Source organism: Psychroserpens mesophilus, from assembly GCF_050617655.1.
Lineage (GTDB): Bacteria > Bacteroidota > Bacteroidia > Flavobacteriales > Flavobacteriaceae > Psychroserpens > Psychroserpens mesophilus_A.
Genome location: NZ_JBODQC010000004.1, coordinates 265,414 through 291,453, shown reverse-complemented (window position 1 = coordinate 291,453; position 26,040 = coordinate 265,414). Strand labels below are relative to the sequence as shown.

Here is a 26,040-nt window from a genome sequence, read left to right as displayed (position 1 = left end):
CTTGATGAGTTTTATAATAGTAAGATAATAGATTACTTAGTAATTGAATGCAAATCAATTATTAATCAACTATTTAAACGCTTTTATTATGAAATTTTCAAAAAAAATTCACAAACACTCAATTAAGTTAAGCAATCTGAGCAAAACATTTTTAGGTCTGGCTTGCTTCTTATTACTACTACCAACTACAAGTCAAGCCCAAGAAAACGAAAGCTTTATGCTGAATTTAACTGAATTCACCATCAAATTTGGACATAACACCAATTTTACCGATGGCGTAAAGAAATGGAATAAATGTTACAAAGAAAATAATGGAACCGAAACTTGGAATGTATGGAATCGTATTCAAGGTAAAGGCAATGTATATGTATTATCTGCAAGAATGAATAACTGGGCTGAAATGGATAAAAGTGATGAAGCAGGAAAAGCATGTCGTCCAGTTGCTATGGAATCTATAATTCCACACATTGAAAGCTCAGAGTTTAATATCGCAAGATTTATGCCTGATTATAGTCGTAAAACTGACTTAGAAGGCATGAGCATTATTTGGGTCAGTAGCTTCAAAGTAAACAATTCAATGGTTTTTAATGAAGTAGTGAAAGATGTATCTTCTACAATTGCAAAAAAAGAAGGAGACAATAGAGGTTACTGGTACAGTATCATGGGAGGAGAAGGTGCAGATTATTTTGTATCGTCACCTTTTAAAGATTTTGCAGATTTAGATAAAGACGTTGATGGCGTTTGGAAAGTATATGAAAGCGTTCATGGCAAAGCTAAAACTAAGGAGATTCGTGAAAGGTTTAACGCAGCATTAGAAGATGCATTGAGTTATACTTACACTTTGAATTCTGAATTGAGCATGAACTAAAAATTAATCCTTTAAAACTATTAATCATGAAAATTTTAAAAACAACGCTAGTATTAACTCTAATGTTAATATTTGCACCAACGATCACAAATGCACAAGACAATACTGTTTACACAGTAACCACATGGAAAATAAATATTCCAGAAGATGGAACTCAGGAGGAATTTAACACCTTATTGAAAGAGTTTAACGATAAAGTCATACTTCCTAACGAAAAAATCATAAGCCAACGTGCTATGCGACATTTATCTGGTAGTGATTCAAGGGATTTAATATTCATAACAGAATATGCTAATTGGAATGATATTGATGCTTCCGGAACTAGACAAAATGAACTCATGAAATCTGCTTGGAAAAGTGAAGATGCTAACAAAGCTTTTTTTGAAAAATTCAATAAGTACTTTTTAATGCATACTGATGAAATTTATTCAAGCATCAAAGTTCTAGACAAAGAATAATCAAACTATAAACTCTTCAAGATTGTAAAAATTTAGAAGGGTTTTAAAAAAACAAAAACAATGAAAAAATTATTCATTTTAGCAATGTCTGTAATGCTATTTACAGCTTGCGAAACACAGAAGAAACGCTACACGCAACAATCATCAGAGATTGAAACCGTTAAAAAGCATATTGAAAATTACAATTCTAAAAACTATGATACGTCTTTATACGCAGATTCTTCTAAGACATTTTTTAACAATTCAAAAACTCCAATTCTTGTAAAAGATATTGTGGCTTATCATAAAGCTAATGACGAAAACTATTCAAGTAGAGGCTTTACTGGAGAAGATCCAGAATATGAAATGGTTGTTACAGATGAAGGCAAAGTTTGGGTCAACTGCTGGTTAGATTGGAAAGGAACAATGAAAGCTAATGGTAATAACGTTAAAATGCCAATACATTTAACCTATCAATTCATAGATGGTAAAATTGTAAGAGAAGTTGGTTATTGGGATCCTACAGAAGTGGTTTTAAATCTTCAAGCTATTGAAGCTGAAAAAAACTTAGATCTTGATGACGAAGACGAAGACATAAAATAAAATATAATTTACAATAACAACCATACATTTTTAGTGAATTAAGGTATTCCTTACACTAAATATTCTTAACAGGCAGAAACGATTTTGTGGAGAGAGTCGTGATAATACTAAGATTTTCTGTTTTAGTGTTTTAAAGAGTTAATCAACCAACTGGATTATCATCTGCCTGTTTTTTTAAAATTCAATCCATTCTGTTATAAAAAGACATGAAAAAAGCAGGTATCATAGGAGGTTCTGGTTTTATAGACAGTGATGTCATCTTACTTTTATTAAACACAAATTTTGATGTAAAAGTATCTACCATTGATATCTCAAAAAAAGAGAATTATGAGCACCTTATGGAACTAGACCATTCCGAAAACCTGTATGTATGCGAAATAGATTCTGAACAAAAATCAGCACTTCATAATTTTATAAAAGACTGTGATATAGTGATTTTCATGAATCCTTCAGACATAAAATTTTAACCATCTAAAACATATCGTACAATGAAATCCATTAAATTATTATCAATTACACTAATTATAACTTTATCTGTCTTTTATGTTCAAGGTCAAAATATTGAAAAAGACATAAAAATGTACACCCAAGTTTGGGATGACATTGTAAATAAAGGAGACATTAATAAAATAAACTCAACCTATTTTGACACTAATATTACAGCCGTTCATAGTCCAGAAAATATTGTAGGCATAGAGAACTTTAAAGCCTACTATCAAAACTTCATAACTGGATTTTCTAATATTGAATTTACAATCATAGATGTCTTTGGCCAAAATGATAAAATCGTAAAACACTGGAATTTTAAAGGCACACATACTGGTGATTTTTTTGGCATTCCTGCAACAAATAAAATCGTTGATGTTGAAGGTGTTACACTCACAAAGATGAAAAATGGTAAAATTGCTCAGGAACAAGATTTCATGGATAATGCTGTGTTTATGCAACAACTGGGTTTAACATCTAATCCTGAGAACATTTCAATAATTAATGGTTTATATGATGCTTTTGCTAAAGGTGATATTCCTACAGTACTTTCTGGTATGGATGCTGCTGTTGTATGGAATGAAGCTGAGAGCAATTCCTTAGCTGATGGCAATCCTTATCTTGGTCCTGCTGCCATATTAAATGGTGTTTTTGCTCGTCTTGGAGCCAACCATGAGTATTTCAAATTAGCAGATATAGAACTTCATGAAATGAGCAACAATCAAGTATTAGCAACTTTACGCTATGATGCAAAAAACAAAGCAACTGGTATAGCTTACAATGCTCAAGCAGCACACTTATGGACACTCAATGGTGGGAAAGTTATTGCGTTTCAACAATATGTGGATACTAAGAAATTAGCTGATTCAGAAAAGTAATCCATTAAAATCAATAACATGAAAAACAAAGTTGCATTAATCACAGGAGCAAGTAGCGGCATCGGAAAATCAACAGCCGAAGCATTTTCAGCAAAAGGTGTTAATGTTGTCGTTGCTGCACGTCGAAAAGAAGAGCTAGACAGTTTAGTCGCTTCAATTGAAGCAAAAGGTGGGAAAGCATCTGCTATAGCAACTGATGTTTCTAAATCTAAAGATGTAGAAGACATGGTAGCTCATACAATAAAGACATTTGGTCGTTTAGATTATGCCGTAAACAATGCTGGAATAGAAGGTACAATTGCTCCAATTACAGAATTATCGGAAGACGATTGGGATAAGGTTATGAATATCAATCTCAAAGGCATCTTCTTATGCATGAAATACCAAGCCAAAGCCATGGTTAAAAATGGTAATTCAGGTGCCATTGTTAATGTTGGTTCTGTGAATTCATTTCTGGGTTTTCATTCTGGTGCTGCTTATGTCACATCTAAACATGGTCTCGTTGGCTTAACGAGTAGTGTTTCAGCTGAATTAGCTCCACAAGGCATCAGAGTTAATCTCTTATGTCCTGGAATTACAGTAACTCCAATGCACCATAGAATTAGAAATCTCATTGGTGACGAGGTGTATGATCAAGGCATTATCCCTAAAGTTCATTTGCAACGTGCTGGTCTTCCTATAGAAATGGCGAAATCTATCCTTTTTCTGTGTTCTGATGAATCGAGTTATATAAGTGGTTCGACACTAACAGTAGATGGAGGACTTACATTAACAATGTAGAACTTAAATCAATCAAATGAAACCATCGAAATTCAAATTCTCCAAAAGTCTTACAGGAAGTGCCTTATCTCGATATTTTTCGTTTTCTGCGCTTTACATCGCTCAAGGTATTCCTGAAGGCATTCTCTTTTTTGCAATGCCAGCTTGGTTAGCAATGAATGACAAGTCAGCTACTGAAATAGCAACATTTATTGGAGTCATTCTAATTCCATGGAGCTTTAAAATAGTAGTTGCGCCTTTAATGGATCGTTTTACAATTTTATCTATGGGAAGAAAACGACCTTGGGTGATTTTTGGTCAGTTAGGATTAATTTTAAGTTTTTTAAGCATCGGATTTGTGCCAGATCCATTAAATAATATCTCAGGCTTAATGGTTGTAGGTTTCTGTATCAGTTTTTTTGGAGCTTTTCAAGATGTTGCTACTGATGGAATGGCTGTTGATGTGATTCCTGATGATGAAAAAGCCAGAGCTAATGGACTAATGTGGGGAACAAAAATTATTGGAACATCACTTTCTTTATTAGTAGGAACATATTTGATTAATAGTTTAGGATTTACAACAGCTATCTCATTATTATCAATTGCAGTAGCCATTATTATGATTGTTCCAATATATTTTACAGAACGTCCCGGTGAAAAAATCATGCCTTGGTCTAAAGGAGAAGCTAATCATGAATCAAAAGATAGTCAGTTAAAAAGTTGGTCAGAAATATTAAAAAGCTTGTATCGTGTTGCGAAATTACGCTCAAGTCTCATTTTTATTTTCATTTCTTTTATTAGCGGTATTTTATTTGGCCTTATGGATGCACTTTTACCCATTTTTACAATTCAAGAATTAGGTTGGACAAATACTGATTTTTCAGAACTTTTTTCAATAATAAATATCATTGCTGGAATTTTTGGGATGCTCATTGGTGGCTTCTTAGTAGATTACTTTGGGAACATAAAAATGTTAACCATCTACTTAGCTTTAGCTACTACTGTTATTGCAATCTTCGCATCTAAAACTGGGTTTTGGACAAGTACTGCTTTTGTATGTGGTTTTATATTTATCTATTATGTCTTGAACATATTTTTAAGCATTGGAATTTTTGCCACAGGAATGAATCTGTGTTGGAAAACTGTTGCCGCAACACAATTTACACTATATATGGCTTTGTCTAATATGGGACGAGCTTTAGGATCTGCCTTGGTAGGAATTCTGAAAGAAAGTTATACATGGGAAGTTGTTTTTATGTTTACGGCATTAATGCCATTAATAATGGCAGTTATTGTACAATTCATTAACTTTAAAAAACATAAAGATAAAGTCGATAGCTTTAAAATTTTAGACCATACTTTAGTAACACCTCATGTTATTGATGATTAATTAAAATGTAGATAAAGAAGCATTTTTAAAATTTCAAGAACCAACCCATCATGATTACTAACTTCGGAGAGAAATCCACAAAATTATTTGAGAAATACATGCCAAATGCGTTCGTATTTGCCATGCTTCTGACTATCATCACTGGTCTTATAGCCTTCATCTGGTTAGAGGCTTCACCAATGGACATCATTAGAGGATGGTACGATGGCTTTTATTCATTATTGGAGTTTGGGATGCAAATTGTATTGATTATTATCACAGGCTTTGCCATTGCATTATCTCCGTTTGTAAAAAATGGTATAGATAAATTGACCAACTACATCAAAACACCTCAACAAGTTTACTTTTTTGTAGTCTTGATTGGAACTTTACTGTCGCTCATTAGCTTTGGATGGATTGTTATTACCTGTGTTTTAGCAAGAGAATTGGCGATTCGTATTAAAGGCGTCAATTATCCTTTTTTAGTGGCATGCGTCTATTTTAGTGGCGGAAGCTGGGTAACTGGTCTTTCAAGTTCCATTCCACTGTTATTGGGTACAGAGAATAATTATTTAATCGAATCTGGAATCCTAACAGACATTATTCCTACCTCTTATACATTGGGTTCTGGCTTAAGCTTTGCAATGATGGCTCTTTATGTGTTATTCGCACCATTAATGATTGTTTTTCTAATTCCGAAAACGAAGAACATCAAACAACTGGATGACATGCTGGAAGATAAAACGGTTAAAAAAGAGCTGTCTATAAAAGAAGAAGCTTTTAGTATGAACTTATCATACAAGTCCGTTTCCGATAAATTAAATAATGGTGTTCTGCTTCTAATTTGCATTGTGCTGATGGGATTGACTTATATCATCTATCATTTTTACACCAACGGTTTTCAATTGAATTTTAATATCATGATTTTTATTTTCTTGATTACTGGACTAGCATTGCACAAAACACCAATGCGCTATGTGATTGCCATGAAACGCTCTAGTAGTAATGTCTCAGGAATTTTATATCAGTATCCTTTTTATGCAGGTATTATGGGCATCATGCTTTACACTGGTTTAGGTGAGAAATTAGCAGAAATCATGGCCTCTGTTGCAACTATCGAGACGTATCCGTTTTTTGCATATGTTACTGGTGGTATTGTTAATTTTGCTATCCCATCCGCAGGTGGCGAATTTGCAGTCGTAGGACCAAGTATTATCAACGCTGTAAAAGTGATTGGTGAAGGTTTACCAGCCAACGAGGTTACAGCAATGATATCGAGAGCTTCTTTATCTATTGCCTATGGAGAAAGTCTTTCTAATATATTACAACCATTTTATTTATTACTTGTATTTCCAATTATGGAAACTGGTATTAAAATTCAAGCTCGTGATGTGATGGGTTACTTAGTCATTCCCTTTGTTGTGTTTTTCATAATTCAATCATTACTTATCACCTACATACCTTTATAAAAAATGAATCAACCAATACCAACCAAATATGAATCTAAAACAATCAATGCTTGTAGCAATAGCTATCAGTTTACTGAGCTTAGTCGCCTGGGAATGCTATTGGAGAGCACAAGGAAAAATCCCAGATTTAGACGACAATAAAGACCTTTGGGCAGTTCAAAGAGCTAAAGTAGAATATTTATCTGAAAAGAGTGTAGTGCTAATGGCTTCATCTCGTGTATTATTCGACATTCAACTTGATGAATGGGAAACTGAAACAGGGATTAGACCTATTCAATTAGCAACTGCTGGAGCTTCTCCTCTACCAATATTTCATGATATTGTAAATAATACAGATTTTAAAGGCACTATTGTTGTAGGTGTTACTCCAGGTTTATTTTTTTCAACAACGTACCCAGAAGCTGGTCCATGGAAACGTGCGCAATCTAGAGTTGATTATTTTAAAAACAGAACGTATGCTCAACGAATTAACCATAGGTTGTCATTACCACTTCAAAAAAACTTAGCATTAGTGTCAACAAGTGAAGAAGGTTGGTCTGATGATATTGATCTTAAATCTTTACTGAATACCATAAACTCAAAAAATAGATCTGGTAAGCCTCAATATCCTCCATTTAACACTTTTGCTTATATAGCAGAAGACAGAAACAATCCTATGAGTGAAAAAACTGCAACTGACACCACGTTTGCGAATTCAATAAAAGCAGCCTGGAAGTTTGTTATTATGGGCAACAAAAATCCTCCCGAAAAAGAGGCTACAACCAACTTCTTTGTTGCAGATGCTGAAAAATTTATGCAAAGAGGTGGCAATCTTATATTATTAAGATGCCCTTCAAGTGGCTGGATTAAAGGAGGTGAAGATAAATTTTTATCTCGTGAAGAATTTTGGAATCCACTTGTAAAAGCTACGAATGCAAATGCATACTATTTTGAAGATTATGACCAATTTAAAAACCTAGAATGTCCTGAATGGTCACACTTATCTGCTCCAGATGCAAGGTTTTTTACTACAGAATTGGTAAAAATCATGAAAACCGATGGCACTTTAACTAACACTAAATCCAACTAATTATGTTATTCAACTCCTTAAGTTTTATAGTGTTTTTAGTGATTGTTTTAGCACTATACTATTCGAAACTATTCAAATGGACTGGCAAAAAAAGAATGTTACTTTTTGCGAGTTATGTGTTTTATGGACTTTGGAATCCGCCTTTGGTTATCCTTCTATGGATTTCAACTATTGTAGATTGGACAGCTGGAAACAAACTCGCAGTAGAAACCAATACCAAAAAACGTAAAATGTGGTTGCTTCTTAGCATGTTTGTAAATCTGGGTTTTCTGGCTTTTTTCAAATACGGTAACTTCTTATTAGAAAACTTTACAATAGCTATGAACGCAATGGGTTTAGCCTACGAACCAAAACCGATGGATATTATTCTTCCTATGGGAATTTCTTTTTATACGTTTCAAACCATGTCATATACCATTGACATGTACTATAAAAAAATTAAACCTGCTCGAACGTTCTTAGATTTTGCGCTGTATGTGACCTTCTTTCCACAACTAGTTGCAGGACCAATTGTTAGAGCTAAAGACTTAATCACGCAATTCTATGAAGAAAAGAAAGCATCAACTCAGCAATTTATTTGGGGAACATTCCTGTTAACTATGGGCTTATTTCAAAAAGTCGTTTTGGCTGACACCTTATTAGCAGATGTATCAGATCAGGTTTTTGGCTCAAAAGAGATGCTTCATAGTTTAGATGCCTGGACAGGAACTTTGGCTTTTTCAGGACAAATATTTTTTGATTTTGCAGGTTATTCAACATGTGCCATTGGTATTGCGCTGATGCTTGGTATTATTTTACCAGACAACTTTAAATATCCTTATGCATCTATTGGTTTTTCCGATTTATGGAAACGTTGGCATATTTCATTGTCTACATGGTTAAGAGATTACCTCTATATTCCTTTAGGCGGAAATAGAAACGGAATTACAAGAATGCATGTTGCACTTATGTTAACGATGTTACTTGGTGGATTATGGCATGGAGCAGCCTGGACTTTTGTAGTTTGGGGAGCTTTACATGGAACATATCTAGTGATTGAACGTTTACTGAAAAACAAAATACGCTTTAAAATAAACAACTATAATGGTGTTTTGTTAGCCCTTCTCACTTACATGCTTGTCAATTTTACTTGGGTGTTTTTTAGAGCAAGAGAATTTTCAACAGCAAAAAACATGATAAGTTCCATGCTGTTTATTAATAATGAAGGCTCTAAGATATTGAATGGTTTTGAGGTGATTAAAGTCCTTGTACTTATTAGTATATTATTTATATGTCATTGGATAATGCGAAACACGTCAATGAAAGAGGTATCTCAAAGAATATCACCTTTAGTTTTAGGAATTGTTTGAGCTATACTCTTGTTCTTGATTATCATATCACAAGGTAGTGGTGAACAGTTTATCTATTTTCAATTTTAAGAAGAACATATAATGGACATGCAAAACAACATCATTCCTATTCAAAAAAATGATCGTATCCAGTTTCTTGATGTACTGAGAGGAATAGCTATTTTCTTTATTTTTAGTGCGAATATTGTAGTGTTTTCTGGTTTTTTATTCTTTCCTGATGAAGTAAAATATCCTGAAACCATTTTATTTTTAGATAAATATTTAGACTTTATAATGTTTACATTGGTAGATGGAAAATTCTATTCTATATTTTCTTTACTTTTTGGAATTGGTTGTGTTATTCAATACAATAACCTAAATCGTAACCATAGACCTTTCGCTCCTTTTTTTAGACGACGTATGTTTTGGCTTTTAATCATCGGATTAATTCATTTATATTTATTCTGGCTTGGAGATATATTAACATTGTACGCTCTACTTGGTTTTACATTGGTTTACTTCATCAAATTATCAGACAAAAAACTTTTAACCTTAGGCGCACTACTCATTTTGTTCCCTGTATTCAATTGGCTATTTGTAACAATTACAGATCTGAATTATGCTCAGTTTTTCTACAAAACATCAATAACTTATTATAAACACTTTGGTTTTCCTCTAGCAGAATGGAATGGTAATATATTTCCAGATTTTCAGAAATTTGAAATGAACGAAAGCTTAACAGACTATTTCAAAATGAATATTGGTAACACCTTCATAAGAATTGGAGCTATTTTAGAGGAAGGTCGTATTTTTAAAGTTTTGGGCATCTTCTTAATCGGAATTTGGGCTGGACGAAAAATTTTGAATGAAAATATATTGAATAACACTAGGTTTCTGAAAAAAATTGCGCTTTTAGGAATTCTAATCGGTTTACCAATAAGCATCACCAGAACCTATATAGAATTTTTTGGTGGTGGTGAAGATTACTGGGAATTATTAAATATTATAACTTATGCTTTTGGAACCGTTCCTCTTGCTATGGGTTTTGCTGCACTTTTAGCTTTATTATATTTTAAAAACCCTACTGCTTTTTTAGTATTTGCACCAGTAGGAAAACTAGCATTAAGTAACTATCTTTTTCAAACCTTTATTTCAGTACTATTATTCTACGGAATTGGTTTCGGTTTTACTGGAAAATTTGGTTTTACAATAGTAATGGGTATTGCTATTTGTATTTTTATATTCCAAATAATTATGAGTAAATTATGGCTTAAATATTTCAGATTTGGTCCATTTGAATGGGTTTGGAGACAATTGACCTACAGAAAACCATTGAGATTATTAAAAGACAAAAACATAAAATAATGAAAGTCTACAGACATCTCAGAAAAACCTTTATCATGGAAAATAAAACTTCAAAATACTTCAAATATGCTATTGGTGAAATTGTACTTGTCGTAGTTGGAATTTTAATTGCATTACAAATTAACAGCTGGAAACAAGAAAAAAATCATAGAATAGTTGAGCAATCTATTCTTAATAATCTCAAAGAAGATTTTATTAAAAACCAACAGGAAATTGAGGTCTTGCTATTTGCTAATCAAAAATATTATCGCAATTTAAATCAGTTTATTGAACTTCTAAAATTAACACCAAAAGAGACGACTATTCAAATTCCAGATACGTTAACGATGGCTGCAATTGCTGCGCCAACATACATTCCTACGACCTCAACTATTGATGTCATCATATCTACAGGAAATATTGATTTGATAAAAAATGAAACCTTAAAAACAGCTATTAGTCGATTTAAACGAGAATTGGCTGATTTAAATGAAGATGAATATGATGTACGAACAATGGCAAATGACCAACTGGCACCTTTATTAAGTCAACAGAGTGATTTAATTAATGAATATCAAAACACCTATACATATACTATAGATCGTGATCATAAGGTGAAGATCAACACGTCTTCTCTTGTAAAGAACTCAAATTTACTAGCAACTTATATTGCTCAAAGATTCTATTATAACAAAATGATTATAAGTCAGTTGAATGGAATTTACGATATGCAAAAAGAAATAAACAACTCGTTAATAATGAAATTAAATGATTAAAATTTAAATAAAACAAACCTTTAACCAAACCAACATTAAAGCTATGACATCAAAAATTAACCAATGGACCAAACTAGAACTTCAAACATATATCCTTCTTCTTTGTGCTAATGCGGATTCAAACGAAACTGAAGTTGAAATAGAAATGATTAAATCAAAAGTTGATCCTGAAACATTTGACAAAATCTACAATGAATTTAAAGCGGATACTGATGAAGAAGTACAGTTTGAAAAAATAGATGATAGCATTCAACACCAAGACTACAATAACATGGAACTCGCTAAATTTCGTCAGGAAATTCATGAGATATTTTTTAGTGATGGAAAATTTAGGATGATGGAACAAAATTTAAATCGCATTCTAGATAACATTCTTTACTAAGCTATGAATAAAGATGAAGGTTTAAAACGTAGCATAGGTGTCTTTGGTTTATCTGCTAATATCATAAACATCATGATAGGTGCAGGTATTTTTGCCTTACCTGCAATCATTACAGGCATAATGGGAACTGCAAGTATATTTTCATATATGTTTTGTGGCATTCTAATTGCATTGATAGTACTTTGCTTTGCCGAAGCTGGTAGTAAAGTAAATAACTCAGGTGGTCCTTATACCTATATTGAAACCGCTTTTGGTGATTATGCTGGATTTATTGCAGGTATTTTTGCATCTGGCAGTAATATGATTGCAAATGCAGCTGTGGCCATTGCTCTTATAAATATACTGGCAACCATTAATCCTGTTTTTGAATTATCTTGGGTTCGCGTAGGGTTTCTTTTGTTGATGTATGTCACTTTGGCTTTTATAAATATTAAAGGTGTTAAACAAGGTATAGGTCTTATAAAACTCAACACGATTTTAAAAGTAAGTCCGCTACTTATTTTAGTCCTGTTTGGATTGAGTGAAATATCAATAAACAATCTTCATATAGAAGCTTTGCCTAGTATCAATCAACTTGGAGAGTCCTCACTCATATTATTTTTTGCATTTTTAGGTTGCGAAACTGGATTAATTGTAGGTGGAGAAATCAAAAACCCTAAACGCACCATACCTCGTTCTATTTTTATTAGTATTGGTTCTGTTGTCATTTTATATATCCTTATTCAAACGGTTTGCCAAGGTGTTTTAGGTAGTGATTTAATAAACTATAAAACTGCTCCTTTAGCTGAAACTGCTAAGGCTATATTAGGTCCTTTTGGGTATATCCTATTAACGATTGGAGCAGCTGTTTCTATGTTTGGACTCATTAGTGGTGATTTATTAAACTCTCCAAGAATTTTATTTGCGCTTTCTAGAGATAAAGTAATTCCTATTAAAAAATTATCTAAAGTACATTCTAAATATGCTACACCTTACATTGCCATCATCACACATACAGCTTTGACTTTCTTTTTGGCAATTACAGGAAGTTTTGAACAGCTTGTTATTCTTGCCACGTCTTCTCTCTTATTAGTCTATTTAGGAGTTGCGTGTTCAGTTATTAAATTACGTAAAATTCAAAAGACTGAACCTGGAGAATTTAAAATACCTGGAGGCAAACTAATTCCTTTATTATCCATAGGAATCATCATCTATTTTCTATCTAACTTATCTTCAAAAGAGATCATAGGTACTGTTATTTTTATTGCAGTGCTCTCTATCCTTTTTATAATCATTACCAAGGTAAAAAAGAAAATGAATGATTAAATTCTTCAGACATATCAGACAACACTTAATCATGAAAAATAAGACCTCTAAATACGTCAAGTATGCTATTGGCGAAATCATCCTCGTGGTCATTGGTATTCTTATTGCCTTACAAATTAATACCTGGAATGAACAACGAAAAGCCAACATGTTGGAAGCCGAATATTATTGTAGGTTATTTGAAGATTTAGTACAAGATCAAGAACAGGTAGAAACTTTAATAAAACAAACAGAAGATCGGTTAAAGGCTTCAAACCAATCATTAAGACTACTTCAAAAAGACAACCCAAACAAAATTGAAGTTGCTACTCAAATAGATTTGTCGACAAAAGCTATTTTTATCGATTTTAAACCGAATAATTCAGCTTTTGAGGATTTAAAGTCTGGTGCTAACTTAAGCATCATCAAAGACAAAAATGTTATTAAAGCCTTAAACGCGTATTACAATACTTTAGAAAGCACAAAAAGTATCATTAAGATTAATGGTCAAAATGCAGTCGATATCGCTTTTGCACATAACGACAGTTTTGAAAATGGAAAAACAGCCTCCTCCATACTTTACGGAAAGTTTAAAGATGGGTTAGATGCTGATTTGATTGCAAACATTAAAATTGATACAACTGCAACTCTGTCAGAAACGATGCAATTTAGGTTTTACAACGAATCTTTACGAAATGCAGCAGCAAATCTTAGACAATTAGAATTGTATAACATCTTAAAAGAACATACTCTAAAAATGACTGAATTGCTTGAACAAAAATGTGACACCAAATATGATTAAATTCTTCAGACATATTAGACAAAACTTGCTCATGGAGCATAAAACCTCTAAGTATTTCAAATATGCCATAGGAGAAATTATTCTTGTCGTGATTGGTATTCTCATTGCCTTGCAAATTAATACTTGGAACAAACAAAAAGAAGAACATCAATTAGAACTAAAGATACTAGAAGAGATACGCGTTAATCTAAATCTAGATTTAAAAGAAATTCAAGAAGATATAGGAATAATGGCTGAAATCAATTCAGCTTGTGATACTGTAAAAACCTATTTAAAAACTCAAGACAGTCCGTCAAATCAGTTCTTCATAAATGCTGCTCTACTAAGAGTAACACCTCATTTTGACCCTAACACAAGTGGTTACGGACTTTTGGTGTCTAAAGGCATTGGAATCATTTCTAATGACAGCTTAAGAAATGATATTTCCTTACATTATGAAAGACTCTATAGCTATTACAAACGTTATGAAGAAGAACGCTTACGATTTCATGCGTTACATAGCGAAAAAAAACTCTTAGAACATTTCACACCTACATATGATGAAACACATAAGTATTATGGAATTCATTACATTACTCAAGAAGGTTTTAATAGTCTAAAAAAGGATAAAGCTTTTGAGAAAGTTGTATCTGCGATTGCATTTGAAAATTCAGGAGTTAAAAATAGAGCAGAACGTGTTGAGAGTAGTATCTTGTCACTTATTACATCTCTGGACAAAGAAATTAAGGTGTTAAAAGACTAATTTTATGCGCTTATCAAATACAGTATTTACTTTCAAAATTATAAGTTCAATTAGTCTCTTTTTACTGCTATGGAATTGTAAAAACAAACCACAACTTCCAGATCCTTTAGAAGCTGGATGGAACAATCAAGCTGTATGCGAAGTTATTGAAGATAATGATAAATTACGAACCTTAAAATGCACCTTTCCTCCAGGTGTTGGTCATGAACGTCATTATCATAAGGCGCATTTTGGTTATACGGTTTCCGGAAGTACATTTAGGATTAAAGATACTACTGGAACACGAGAAGTCAATGTACCTACTGGTTATTCATTTTACAACGACAAAATTGAATGGCATGAAGTTTTAAATATTGGCGACACTACTGCTATCTTTTTAATTATTGAACCGAAATAAGTTGTCGTCTGAGTTTTCAAAATCACAATTCTTGTTAAAATTAAGTGTTACTAAATTCAATTTTCTAATTTTAACAACACAATCAATATTGATCTTATGAATGGTTTTGATGTCGTAATGGTAATTGCCATTATACTTTTTGCCAGACTGGGTATTCGCCTGGTTACTGGATATCTTAAAATGCGAAAAGAAACTAAAAATGAAAATGAAAATAGCGAGCCATAACTAATTTACAAATCGTGATAAAAAATTAAGCCGTTTCCATAAAGATCATAAATCCCAAATTCTCGGGTATTCCATTCTGTATGTTTTAAAGCTGTATTTTTATGACATACATTTTTAGCTTTATAATCACTATAAAGTGCTTCAATATTAGCTACATAAATTCTTAGTAAGGGTCTGTCAATTTCTAATTCCCATTCTTTACTATCATGCCACTGCAAATGTATTTCAATTCCATCTTTTTGAATGCCTCCATATTTAGGATCATCACCTTCATCCTTGAAAGTTAATTTGAAACCCAGTTTTTCAGTATAATAGCGTATTGCTTCAGTAACATTTTTGACAGGAAGTACTGGATGAATTTGCTTTAAATAACCTTTCATTACTTTTTTTTATCTTTATAAATGTATCATTTTAAAATGAAAATCATTACAAATTTATGAAGCGTATACTTTTAATAGTTACTATATGTTTTACAATCCAGTTGGTTAATAGTCAGAAATTAAAAGGGTTTAAACAAATTAAGTCTGATACACTTTATATAAGTTTAATCAACCCGTTTTTAGCTCCAGTTGAAATAAATTTAACTGCCTTAGACTCTACTAAATCTTACGTAAAAATTAATCCTTATGGTCTATTAAAAGAAAAAGATACTTTGAATAATGCTTTAGCAATTCCTTTGGAAAGGATTAAAGATACTGCAAATGTAAAACTTAATGAATTTCTAGATTTCACTGCCAAATTTGGAACTCCAAATGAAACTTATGATACAGATTACGAATATGAATTACCTTTCTTAAAAGGTAAGCGATATAAAATTATTCAATCGTTTGGTGGTAAGTTTTCACATAATAAACCACATTCAAAATATGCTGTAGATATTGGCATACCAATTGGAGATACAATTACAGCTGCCAGAAAAGGAAAAGTCTATTATGTAAAAGAAGATTCAAAGGAACATTGCAAAACAAGAAAATGCATTGACATGGCAAATAAAATTTATATCATTCATCAAGATGGTACTATGGCACATTATTTACATTTAGACTTTAAAGGTGCTCTGGTAGATGAAGGAGATATTGTAGAAGCAAATCAGCCGATAGGAATTTCTGGAATGACAGGATTTACAACCATTCCGCATCTTCATTTTGTTTTATATAAAGCCAGGAGTATCTCTATCCCTTTTAGGTTTAAAAGCATAAAACATAAGATACTAAAACATGGTAAGTACTACCGCAATGATTAAGCTATTCTTTTACAGTACCACTGAAGTGATTCACATTAGGATTGATAACGTTTCCTGAAATTCTTCGAAAAGATGCAATTTGCCCACAATGCCAAATGGCATCAGCGATTGGTCCATTAATTTGATTCCAAAACGAAACTTCACGCTCACCAAAAATAATTTTGAATTGTGAGATATCGTCACTTGTTCTTAAAATTTCTGCAGCAGTTTTAAAATTCATCAAGGCTTGTTCCCGCTTTTGGATATACGACATTTCAGATCGATCAACTTTTTCATTAGCTATTTTAAGTGTCGAATTAACAATAACATAAGATAAATCTAAAATATGAGTCATCGTTTCTGCCACAGAACGTGCATCTTCATTTGGTTTGTATGCTAAATCTTTATCAGACAAACCTTCACTTGCCCAATAAAACCTAAATCCGAGTGCATCTACCATTCTTGCAGCTACAGTTCCTGCTGTAAAAGTTTCAGAATATTCAGGAAGCTGGCTATATGGAAGTCGTTCTTCAGACGTGTTTTGTGCTAGAAGTGTTGTGGTAATTAATACCAAAAATAGGATTGTAAATCGTTTCATAGCTTAATCTTTCAATTCAGTATCATTGGTTATGGTATCTGTTCCGTATTTATCAATCAAATAAATTAAGGCAGTCATTGATGCAGCACCAAGTTCCAATTCACGCTTATTCACATGCTCGAAGGTATCAGTAGCTGCATGATGATGGTCAAAGTAACGCTGAGAATCTGGACGTAAACCTGCCAAAACGATGTTATCATTTTTTAGCGGACCAATATCTGCTCCACCATAACCTTCTTCAAAATAATGAATTAAATAGGGTTTAAATAAGGCTCTCCAACTTTGAACTTTAGTCAAAAAAGCTTCGCTTGATTGAAAACTAAAACCTCTAGGTGTAAACCCTCCAGAATCACTTTCCAAAGCAAAAATGTGATGCTCTCCTTTGCTTTTTGCAATTTCAGCATACTTTCTACCACCTCGTAAACCATTTTCCTCATTCATAAATAAAACCGCTCGAATGGTTCGTTTCGGACGAATACCACTTTCTTTTAATAAGCGTAACACATCCATTGATTGCACGACTCCTGCGCCATCATCATGAGAACCATCTCCTAAATCCCAAGAATCCAGATGACCTCCAACCACAATAATTTCATTAGGAAACTCGCTTCCTGTGATTTCACCAATCACATTATAAGATTGTACATCTTCTAACTGTTTACAATTCTGACTAAAATAAAATTTAAGATCCTTATTAAGTGCCAGCATTCCACTTAATAATTCTGCATCATTAGTGCTTATTGCTGCTGAAGGAATACGTTGAGAATTTGGCAAATCTCCATAACTCATACTACCTGTATGTGGATAATCGTCTAATCTCAAATTCAACGAACGTACAATAACACCTACTGCTCCATATTTTGCTGCTTCTCTTGCGCCAGAATATCGTTCACTTGAACAACCTCCATAAGCTTCAAACGTATTGATTAAATTAGCTTGCATTGGTCTGTTAATAAACACTATTTTACCTTTAATTTTAGCTTCACCTAAAGCTTCTAAGTCTTTGTAAGTTGCAACTTCTATAAGGTTTGCTTTAACACCTCCTGTTGGTGTTGCAATGGATCCTCCAAGCGCACAAATATTAACATTAGTTGTTTTTCCAGGTGATGTTTCAATGTAAGCAAATTCTGGAGCTCCTCTAACCCATCGTGGCACCATAACAGGTTGTAACCACACTTTATCTAAGCCTAGTTTTTCAAATTCTTCTTTGGTATACTGAACTGCTTTTTCAGCGTTTAAAGAACCCGAAAGTCGTCCGCCAATTTGATTAGACAAATGGTCTAACCATTGATAACTCATCCCATTGGTTAAAGAATTATCATAAATGTTTTTAAGATTTTCAGCGTCGGTCTGAGCTGAAATTTGAAATGTAAATACAATAGAAAGTAATAGAAATATTCGCTTCATGTGGAGAATTTTATTATCGAAGCTAAATATACTACTTATAATAAATAGGATTTATAAAGAAATCATAAAATACTATTCGTTTTCAAGTTGTTTGATATAAGTGTCAAGATTAGCTTTGATATCATCATCCAGCTCTGGCTCTTTAATATCCTTATAAGTTTTTAAAGTGTCCAGTAATATTTTTGCTAAAATATACCTTGCTGTTGGTTTATCATCTGCAGGAATGGTGTACCAAGGCGCATGTGCTTTAGAAGTTCGGTTTATTGCATCTTCGTAACAGTCTTGGTAATCATCCCAAAGTTTACGTTCTTTTAAATCGTCTGGAGAGAATTTCCAGTTTTTATTTGGCTTTTTAAGACGTCGGATTAAACGGTGTTTTTGTTCTTCTTTAGATAAGTGTAAAAAGAATTTAAAAACAATGGTTCCATTCTGGGCTATGTGCTTTTCAAAATTATTGATTTGTTCAAAACGTTGATTCCAAAATGTGTCGTCTATATCTTCTACAGAATTAATTTGAGGCAAATATTCACCTAAAATATACTCAGGATGTACACGAGTAACCAATACATTTTCATAATGTGTTCGGTTGAAGACACCAAATTTACCTCGCGCTGGAAGTGCAATATAATGTCTCCATAAATAATCATGCTTTTTTTCAATTTCGGTTGGCACCTTAAAACTGTGCACAACAACTCCTCTAGCATTAAGTTCTTTAAAAACTTCTCGAATTAAACTGTCTTTACCAGCTGTATCAGTACCTTGTATACAAATTAGAACGGCATACTTTCCATGAGCATACATAGCGTTTTGAATTTTTGCCAAGTCCTTACAGACGTCTTCTAATTGATTTTCAATGTCTTTTTTATCTGCTTCTAAATCGAATGTAGTTGGTATGTTTGCCAATTGAATCGTTTCAGTAACCTTAAAATCTTCAATATTAATATCTTTCATACTTACTTATTTTGATGCAAACAGTTTTACATCTTTTTCACTTACTTCTGTTCCTCCAAGAATTATCAGGCGTTCAACGACATTTCTCAATTCACGAATGTTACCTGTCCAATCGTAATCTTGTAGTAGTTTAATGGCTTTATCTGAAAACTCTTTTTTAGCAGTTCCTTGTTCTTGTGCAATTTTTGATGAAAAGTGATTAATTAATAATGGAATATCTTCACGTCTGTCATTTAAAGCAGGTACTTTAATAAGGATTACAGCCAGTCTATGATACAAATCTTCTCTAAATCGACCTTCAGCAATTTCCTCTTTTAAGTCTTTATTAGTTGCAGCGACTACGCGTACATCAACCTTAATATCTTTATCATTACCTACACGTTGAATTTTATTCTCCTGCAAAGCTCTCAAAACTTTAGCCTGAGCAGAAAGGCTCATATCTCCTATTTCATCTAAAAAAATGGTACCTCCATTAGCGGCTTCAAATTTACCTGCTCTATCTTTTACTGCACTTGTAAAAGCGCCTTTTACATGGCCGAATAACTCACTTTCTATTAATTCTGCAGGAATCGCAGCACAATTGACTTCTATTAATGGTCCTTTTGATCGTGCACTTTTTTGATGTAACCAATGTGCTACAAGTTCTTTACCAGTTCCGTTAGGCCCTGTGATTAAAACTCTGGCATCAGTTGCTGATACCTTTTCAATCATGTCTTTAATATGTGCAATCGCATCACTTTCACCAATCATTTCGTATTGCTTACTGACTTTCTTTTTCAGCATTTTATTTTCAACAACAAGTGTTTTGGTATCCAATGCAATGCGAACCGTATTTAGTAATCTATTTAAATCTGGTGGTTTTGAAATGTAGTCAAAAGCTCCTAAACGCATCGTGTTTACAGCTGTATCAAGATCTCCATGACCAGATATCATGACCATAGGGATTTCTGGCTTAATTTTTTTTACGGCTTCTAAAACTTCAACACCATCCATTTTTGGCATCTTTATATCGCAAAGAACCAAATCGTAATCTTCTTTCTTTATTTTTTCGATACCAATAAGACCATCTTCTGCCTCTTCAACCTGGTAACTATCACTTTCTTCTGAAAGAATTTTTACTAATACTCTTCGGATTGCTGCTTCATCTTCTATGACTAAAATCTTTGACATAATTATATTTTAAATTTAATTCCTGTTCTTAAATAAAAGGCATTGATATCATCTAATTTAAAAACTTCATCTTTATTTCTATCTCTTAAAACATTATTTAATCGAAACGTATAACCTACATACGTATAAGCTACTAAATGTTTAGTAAAATAATATTCATATCCTAAACCTGCAACAGCAACAGATAACGAGATATTATTTACCTGTTTTCCATCGATGATCATCTTTTTTTGAATATTCGCAAAATAACCATCTAAAGTTAAAAAAGTTTGCACTATGCTTTTTTCATTAAAAAAATATTTCAGATTAGATTTTGGAATTCCTGCCGAAAAAGACCAATGGTCGTTTACTCTCCTAAAATAATTCACAAAAGGTAATGGAAAAGGAACACCTGTTGTTGAATTGTATGTGAGTCCTAAAACTAATCTATATGGCTTATCGATATTCTCATCTTTAGTACGATCGTTTATGGTATATACGCCTCCATTTAAAAAAAAATCATCTCCAGTAATTTTAGAAGTTAGCGTAGAAGCGATTCTAGGATTAAACTTTAAGCCGATTCTCCAGTGCTCACTGGTTTTAAAGGTATACCCAATATTTAAGTCTAATATAGTGATGGTTTCTAAAAGCGAAGTATCAAAAGGGTAATTATCTTCTAAATTAAGTATAATGTGATTGTATTCTGCTCCGAGAATCAAGTAATTATCTTCAGATAGCTTGATTGGAAAATTTAGCAAACCTCTGAGTCGCGTATATTGATCACCTGATTTACTTTTTGGTATAAACGAATACTCAAGTCGTGCAAGGTCTGTAAGTTGTGCTGAGACATTGTTAGATATCAAGCCAACTATCGCTACTAAAAAAATACATCTAAGCTTTTTGAACATATAACAATGATATGAATTTAAACAAATTATTTCGGTTGTTGTTTGATATGTATATCTCTTTGTGGAAAAGGTATAGACACATGATGCTCTCTGAATAACCTGTCTATTTCAAATCGAATATCACTTTTTGGAAACTGGGCTTTAAAACTGTCTGCCAAAGTAAATATTATTTTAAAGTCTAGTGAACTCTCTCCAAAATCTGTAAAAACAACCGTTGGCTCAGGAGTACTAATCACATCTGGATGCGTACTTGCAGCTTGTAGCAGTAACTTTTTAACTAATTGCACATCACTTCCATATGCCACTCCTACAGAAACATTTTCTCTTGTTGTAGTTCCATTCTGCGTCCAATTGTATAAGCTGTTTTCAAGATACAAATGATTAGGGATAACCAAAACCTTATTATCAATAGTAACAGCTCTGGTAGTTCGTAATTTGATTTCTTCAACTCTGCCTACTTTACCATCAATCTCTATGATATCACCTACGTGCACAGATTGATCTAAAAGAATAAAAACACCAGAAATTATATCCTGAAAGAGGGTTTGTAGTGCCAAACCAATTCCTATTAATAAAGCCGCAGATGCAGCGAAAACGGCTGTTACATCAACGCCAACCGTATGTAGCGTTATGAGTAAAATAATAAGATAAATAAGCCATCTGAAATAACCATACACGACATTAAATTTGCCTTTATCTTCAACAGGTAAATTTCTGGTAAATGCTTTAAGTGAAATTCTTAAAATTACTGAGGTAATAAATATCACAGTAATCACTATCAAAATATCTAGAATTGATATGCTAATATCTTTAGAAAAATCCAAATGCAAATTAAGAAACTCTCTTGTTTTCTCCCAGACAGTGCTTTCTGTAATCGTGTCTTCTATGGCAGATAAATCCTGAATCATGATTAATATTTAATCCATTTAAACAATTCTTTATAACTCGGCTTTTTTCCATACATCAAAATACCTACACGATAAATTTTAGCTGCAAACCAGACTGTCAAAACGAATGTACCTACTAAAATTAAAAATGATAATGCTTGTTGCCAAATTGGAACTCCAAACGGAATTCGCATCAACATCACGACTGGAGAGGTAAACGGAATAAATGAAAATACAGTAGATACTGTTCCGTGAGGATCTTCAATAACCGTAAAAATACCAACATACACTGCTAAAATTAATGGCATAATAATAGGCATCATAAATTGTTGTGTATCTGTTTCGTTATCTACTGCTGCTCCAACAGCTGCATATAAAGAACTATACAATAAATAACCTCCAATAAAAAATAACATAAATGCGACAATCAGGTTTCCAATTGGTAAATTATAAAATGACTGAACCGCTAATTGCATTTCATTTGCTACATCTGGATTTTGCATCGCTTGATTCATGGCTTCTTGCTGAGGTGTTTGCATTTCAGCCATGCTAATGCCAAAAATTGAGGAGAGTACAAGCATTAAAACACCTCCTAAAATCACCCAAATGGCAAACTGTGTAATTCCGGCTAAAGAAGTCCCAATAATTTTACCCATCATAAGTTGAATAGGTTTTACAGAAGAAATAATCACTTCGATAATCCGACTTGTTTTTTCTTCAATAACGCTACGCATTATCATATTACCATAAATAATAATAAACATGAATAATAAATAGCCTGCTGCACCTCCAAATGCCAACTTAAGATAACTATCAATTTTTGATGTTTTTTCACCAGAAAACGTTTCTTGAGCAATGTTGATATTGGTTTTAGCTGCTTGTATCTTCTCCAGATCTACACCATCACTTTGTAATTTAGTTTCAGATAATTTTTTTTCTATTTTACGTTCTAAATTAGAGATGATAGATAATGAAGGGGATTCATCAGAATAAAATCTTACATTAGGCAAAATATTTACAATGTCTTTACTGTTTTCAATGTACAGTAACCCAAAATTCTCATTAGCTTTTACCAATGCTTTTGCAGATTCTAGACTTTCATTAGTTAAAATTGTATAGGTAGTATGCTCAGTATTTACAAAAACGTCACTTAAAACACCTGTTTCGTCTAACACTGAAATAGTTCTGTCTTTATCGTTATTGAGTTGCGATAAATAAGCAACAACTGCAATTAATGCAACCATAATTAATGGACTCACAAACGTCATAATAATAAACGATTTGTTTCTGACCTTAGTTAAGTATTCTCTCTTTATAATAAGTGGCAAATGATTCATCTTAGTTGTTTTTGACGGTTTGAATAAAAATATCGTTTGCACTCGGAATGACTTCAACAAAGTGATGCACTTCGGCTTTAGACATTAAAAAGGTGAGCAAATCATTTGACGAATCAGTTGCGTTGAGTTTGATATTCATTTTAACATCATCATTTAAGTTTTTAAATGTTGCTGGAAACACTTCAAATTTTTCTTGGATAGCGTTTGAAACACTTTCAATGTGATTAGTTTGAAGCCCAACCTCAAAAGTATTGGTTTTATATTGACGTTTGATATCTGTTAATTTCCCATCGAGAATTTTATTTGATTTATGAATTAAAGCGATGTGGTCACAAAGCTCTTCCACAGACTCCATACGATGTGTAGAAAAAATAACGGTAGCTCCTTCATCTCTAAGCTGAAGAATTTCATCTTTAATCAAATTGGCATTAATGGGATCAAAGCCAGAAAATGGCTCATCAAAAATCAATAATTTTGGCTGATGCAACACTGTAACAATAAACTGAATTTTTTGAGCTTGCCCTTTACTGAGTTCTTGTATTTTTTTATTCCACCAGTCTCCAATGTCTAATTTGTCAAACCAGTATTTCAACCGCTTTTTAGCTTCTTGTTTAGATAAGCCTTTAAGTTGCGCTAAATACAAGACCTGCTCACCTACTTTCATTGATTTGTACAAACCACGTTCTTCAGGCAAATATCCAATATTTTGAATGTCTTCGGGTTTTAAAAGTTCGCCATCTAAAAGCACTTTACCTGTGTCTGGCATTGTAATTTGATTAATGATGCGAATAAGTGTTGTTTTACCAGCACCATTTGGTCCTAACAAACCAAAAATACTTCCTTTGGGCACTGAAACAGAAACGGCATTTAAAGCTCTAAAATCTCCAAAATTTTTAGACACTGAATCAGCAACTAAGAGGTTATCCATAAATAAAAATTGAAAGGTTAAATTTCGTAACGTGTAAAGATAAAAATGTTATGGATGATTTGAGTGCTTAAACACACTAATTTTTAATATAATCCCTAAAACATCTAAATATAAAAAAAAGACCTTAGACAACTAATCAACACATTAGAAACAAGTTAAAAAACAAAACCCACCCTTAATAAATTAAGGATGGGAAAAAATTGCTATGAAAAAGAAAAATTACCACTAAAATTAATTAGTGATATTCAAATATAGTGTTTTTTATTAAAAAACAGTTTTTTTATGAAAACATATCTTTAACTTTTTCAAAAAATGATTTATCACTACTCTCTGGTTTAGGATTGAAGTGTTCATCGTTTTTCATACTTTCAAAAAATTCCTTTTGTTGCTTATTTAATGTTTTTGGTGTCCACACATTAACATGAACTAATAAGTCTCCGCTACCATAACCATTAATACTAGGAATCCCTTTTCCGCGCAGGCGTAAAATTTTTCCTGATTGCACGCCAGCTTCTACTTTGATTCTGACCTTACCTGTAACAGTATCTATTTCTTTTGAAGTTCCTAAGACTGCATCAGGTATGCTAACATAAAGATCGTAATGCAGATTATCGCCTTCTCGTTTTAAAGTGTCATGTTCTTTTTCTTCAATAACGACCAGTAAATCTCCAGAGATTCCATTTCCTGGTGCTTCATTACCTTTTCCGGTAACTTTAAGCTGCATACTGTCTACTACACCAGCAGGAATTTTAACAGAAACTGTTTCTTCTTGAACTTTAAGACCTTGTGCATCTGCGTCATTTGGTTTTTTATCAATACTTTGTCCTGCTCCACCACAAGTTGGGCAGGCAGATGCCGTTTGCATTCTTCCTAAAATCGTATTTGTAACTCTTGTTACTTGACCAGCACCATTACAGGTGCTACACGTTTTATAAGTGGTTCCAGGTGCTTGAATTTTTCGCTTTACTTTAATTTTCTTTTCAACGCCATTAGCTATCTCTTCTAAAGTGAGCGAAACCCGAATACGAAGATTACTTCCTTTTACGCGTCTTTGGCCTCCGCCAAAACCACCTCCAAAGCCAGAGAATCCTCCTCCACCTCCAAAAGCACCACCAAAAATATCACCAAACTGACTGAATATATCATCCATATTCATGCCGCCACCACCAAAGCCTCCTGCTCCTTCAAAAGCCTGGTGACCAAACTGATCGTATCTTGATTTCTTATCAGCATTACTTAAGACTTCATAGGCTTCTGCTGCTTCCTTAAATTTAGCTTCTGCATCCTTATCGTCTGGATTTTTATCTGGATGATGTTTGATAGCCATCTTTCGATAAGCTTTTTTTATTTCTGCTGCAGTGGCATTTTTATCAATACCTAATATCTCGTAATAATCTCTTTTTGCCATATGACTTTACCTGCTTTCAATAGTGAA

General features: G+C 32.9%; 28 protein-coding genes. 18 read left to right on the top strand and 10 right to left on the bottom strand.

Features of this window, described 5'->3' with window-relative positions:
* The first annotated feature begins 88 nt into the window (after positions 1–88).
* The 17 genes from ACRHNM_RS10045 to ACRHNM_RS09965 all read left to right on the top strand — a co-directional run bounded on the left by ACRHNM_RS10045 (position 89) and on the right by ACRHNM_RS09965 (position 14,993).
* Complete coding sequence (locus ACRHNM_RS10045; protein WP_431136161.1) at positions 89–868, top strand: hypothetical protein; 780 nt, start codon at positions 89–91, stop codon at positions 866–868.
* A gap of 26 nt (positions 869–894) precedes the next feature.
* On the top strand, positions 895–1,326 hold the full coding sequence (locus ACRHNM_RS10040) for a hypothetical protein (RefSeq protein WP_431136159.1): 432 nt from the start codon (positions 895–897) through the stop codon (positions 1,324–1,326).
* Between the two features lie 60 nt (positions 1,327–1,386).
* Entirely contained in the window at positions 1,387–1,908 is a 522-nt protein-coding gene (locus ACRHNM_RS10035; protein WP_431136157.1) for a nuclear transport factor 2 family protein, read from the top strand.
* A gap of 206 nt (positions 1,909–2,114) precedes the next feature.
* On the top strand, positions 2,115–2,375 hold the full coding sequence (locus ACRHNM_RS10030; protein ID WP_431136155.1) for a hypothetical protein: 261 nt from the start codon (positions 2,115–2,117) through the stop codon (positions 2,373–2,375).
* 21 nt (positions 2,376–2,396) lie between these two features.
* The gene (locus tag ACRHNM_RS10025; RefSeq protein WP_431136153.1) at positions 2,397–3,272 is read left to right on the top strand and encodes an ester cyclase; all 876 of its coding nucleotides are present in this window, start codon (positions 2,397–2,399) and stop codon (positions 3,270–3,272) included.
* An 18-nt stretch (positions 3,273–3,290) separates the two neighbouring features.
* Positions 3,291–4,052 (top strand): SDR family NAD(P)-dependent oxidoreductase, encoded by a 762-nt coding sequence (locus tag ACRHNM_RS10020; RefSeq protein WP_431136151.1) that lies wholly within the window; start codon positions 3,291–3,293, stop codon positions 4,050–4,052.
* Between the two features lie 16 nt (positions 4,053–4,068).
* Positions 4,069–5,421, top strand: a complete 1,353-nt coding sequence (locus ACRHNM_RS10015) for an MFS transporter (RefSeq protein WP_431136149.1) — start codon at positions 4,069–4,071, stop codon at positions 5,419–5,421.
* A gap of 50 nt (positions 5,422–5,471) precedes the next feature.
* Positions 5,472–6,869: a short-chain fatty acid transporter gene (locus tag ACRHNM_RS10010; RefSeq protein WP_431136147.1), complete on the top strand. Its 1,398-nt coding sequence runs from the start codon at positions 5,472–5,474 to the stop codon at positions 6,867–6,869.
* A gap of 28 nt (positions 6,870–6,897) precedes the next feature.
* Entirely contained in the window at positions 6,898–7,938 is a 1,041-nt protein-coding gene (locus tag ACRHNM_RS10005) for a hypothetical protein (protein ID WP_431136145.1), read from the top strand.
* Positions 7,939–7,940: 2 nt separating this feature from the next.
* Complete coding sequence (locus ACRHNM_RS10000; protein WP_431136143.1) at positions 7,941–9,287, top strand: MBOAT family O-acyltransferase; 1,347 nt, start codon at positions 7,941–7,943, stop codon at positions 9,285–9,287.
* Positions 9,288–9,374: 87 nt separating this feature from the next.
* Positions 9,375–10,631, top strand: a complete 1,257-nt coding sequence (locus tag ACRHNM_RS09995; RefSeq protein WP_431136141.1) for a DUF418 domain-containing protein — start codon at positions 9,375–9,377, stop codon at positions 10,629–10,631.
* Complete coding sequence (locus ACRHNM_RS09990; protein WP_431136139.1) at positions 10,631–11,386, top strand: DUF6090 family protein; 756 nt, start codon at positions 10,631–10,633, stop codon at positions 11,384–11,386. Before ACRHNM_RS09995 ends, ACRHNM_RS09990 begins: the two co-directional genes overlap by 1 nt.
* A gap of 43 nt (positions 11,387–11,429) precedes the next feature.
* Positions 11,430–11,768 carry a hypothetical protein gene (locus ACRHNM_RS09985; protein ID WP_431136136.1) on the top strand — a complete coding sequence of 113 codons (339 nt, stop codon included), beginning with the start codon at positions 11,430–11,432 and terminating at the stop codon, positions 11,766–11,768.
* A gap of 3 nt (positions 11,769–11,771) precedes the next feature.
* Positions 11,772–13,073, top strand: a complete 1,302-nt coding sequence (locus tag ACRHNM_RS09980; RefSeq protein ID WP_431136133.1) for an APC family permease — start codon at positions 11,772–11,774, stop codon at positions 13,071–13,073.
* Positions 13,066–13,854, top strand: coding sequence for a DUF6090 family protein (locus ACRHNM_RS09975; RefSeq protein WP_431136132.1), 789 nt, complete (start codon positions 13,066–13,068; stop codon positions 13,852–13,854). Before ACRHNM_RS09980 ends, ACRHNM_RS09975 begins: the two co-directional genes overlap by 8 nt.
* Positions 13,847–14,596 carry a DUF6090 family protein gene (locus ACRHNM_RS09970; protein ID WP_431136130.1) on the top strand — a complete coding sequence of 250 codons (750 nt, stop codon included), beginning with the start codon at positions 13,847–13,849 and terminating at the stop codon, positions 14,594–14,596. Before ACRHNM_RS09975 ends, ACRHNM_RS09970 begins: the two co-directional genes overlap by 8 nt.
* A gap of 4 nt (positions 14,597–14,600) precedes the next feature.
* The gene (locus ACRHNM_RS09965) at positions 14,601–14,993 is read left to right on the top strand and encodes a cupin domain-containing protein (RefSeq protein ID WP_431136128.1); all 393 of its coding nucleotides are present in this window, start codon (positions 14,601–14,603) and stop codon (positions 14,991–14,993) included.
* Between the two features lie 230 nt (positions 14,994–15,223).
* Here ACRHNM_RS09965 and ACRHNM_RS09960 read toward each other — a convergent pair whose 3' ends face one another.
* Entirely contained in the window at positions 15,224–15,598 is a 375-nt protein-coding gene (locus tag ACRHNM_RS09960; protein ID WP_431136126.1) for a VOC family protein, read from the bottom strand.
* A 56-nt stretch (positions 15,599–15,654) separates the two neighbouring features.
* Here ACRHNM_RS09960 and ACRHNM_RS09955 point away from each other — a divergent pair, with 56 nt between their 5' ends.
* Positions 15,655–16,461: a M23 family metallopeptidase gene (locus tag ACRHNM_RS09955; RefSeq protein WP_431136124.1), complete on the top strand. Its 807-nt coding sequence runs from the start codon at positions 15,655–15,657 to the stop codon at positions 16,459–16,461.
* Position 16,462: 1 nt separating this feature from the next.
* On the opposite strand, the gene ACRHNM_RS09950 is transcribed toward ACRHNM_RS09955, so the two are convergent.
* The 9 genes from ACRHNM_RS09950 to dnaJ form a co-directional block, all read right to left on the bottom strand.
* Positions 16,463–17,038, bottom strand: coding sequence for a hypothetical protein (locus tag ACRHNM_RS09950; protein WP_431136122.1), 576 nt, complete (start codon positions 17,036–17,038; stop codon positions 16,463–16,465).
* Between the two features lie 3 nt (positions 17,039–17,041).
* Positions 17,042–18,445: a M20/M25/M40 family metallo-hydrolase gene (locus ACRHNM_RS09945; protein WP_431136120.1), complete on the bottom strand. Its 1,404-nt coding sequence runs from the start codon at positions 18,443–18,445 to the stop codon at positions 17,042–17,044.
* Between the two features lie 72 nt (positions 18,446–18,517).
* The gene (locus tag ACRHNM_RS09940; RefSeq protein WP_431136118.1) at positions 18,518–19,396 is read right to left on the bottom strand and encodes a polyphosphate kinase 2 family protein; all 879 of its coding nucleotides are present in this window, start codon (positions 19,394–19,396) and stop codon (positions 18,518–18,520) included.
* Positions 19,397–19,402: 6 nt separating this feature from the next.
* On the bottom strand, positions 19,403–20,566 hold the full coding sequence (locus ACRHNM_RS09935) for a sigma-54-dependent transcriptional regulator (RefSeq protein WP_431136116.1): 1,164 nt from the start codon (positions 20,564–20,566) through the stop codon (positions 19,403–19,405).
* Between the two features lie 2 nt (positions 20,567–20,568).
* Positions 20,569–21,453: a DUF6268 family outer membrane beta-barrel protein gene (locus ACRHNM_RS09930; protein ID WP_431136114.1), complete on the bottom strand. Its 885-nt coding sequence runs from the start codon at positions 21,451–21,453 to the stop codon at positions 20,569–20,571.
* Positions 21,454–21,479: 26 nt separating this feature from the next.
* Complete coding sequence (locus tag ACRHNM_RS09925; RefSeq protein WP_431136112.1) at positions 21,480–22,361, bottom strand: mechanosensitive ion channel family protein; 882 nt, start codon at positions 22,359–22,361, stop codon at positions 21,480–21,482.
* Positions 22,362–22,363: 2 nt separating this feature from the next.
* Complete coding sequence (locus ACRHNM_RS09920) at positions 22,364–23,677, bottom strand: ABC transporter permease (RefSeq protein ID WP_431136110.1); 1,314 nt, start codon at positions 23,675–23,677, stop codon at positions 22,364–22,366.
* A 1-nt stretch (position 23,678) separates the two neighbouring features.
* The gene (locus ACRHNM_RS09915; RefSeq protein WP_431136108.1) at positions 23,679–24,605 is read right to left on the bottom strand and encodes an ABC transporter ATP-binding protein; all 927 of its coding nucleotides are present in this window, start codon (positions 24,603–24,605) and stop codon (positions 23,679–23,681) included.
* A 280-nt stretch (positions 24,606–24,885) separates the two neighbouring features.
* Positions 24,886–26,013, bottom strand: coding sequence for a molecular chaperone DnaJ (dnaJ, locus tag ACRHNM_RS09910; protein WP_431136106.1), 1,128 nt, complete (start codon positions 26,011–26,013; stop codon positions 24,886–24,888).
* Positions 26,014–26,040: the final 27 nt, after the last annotated feature.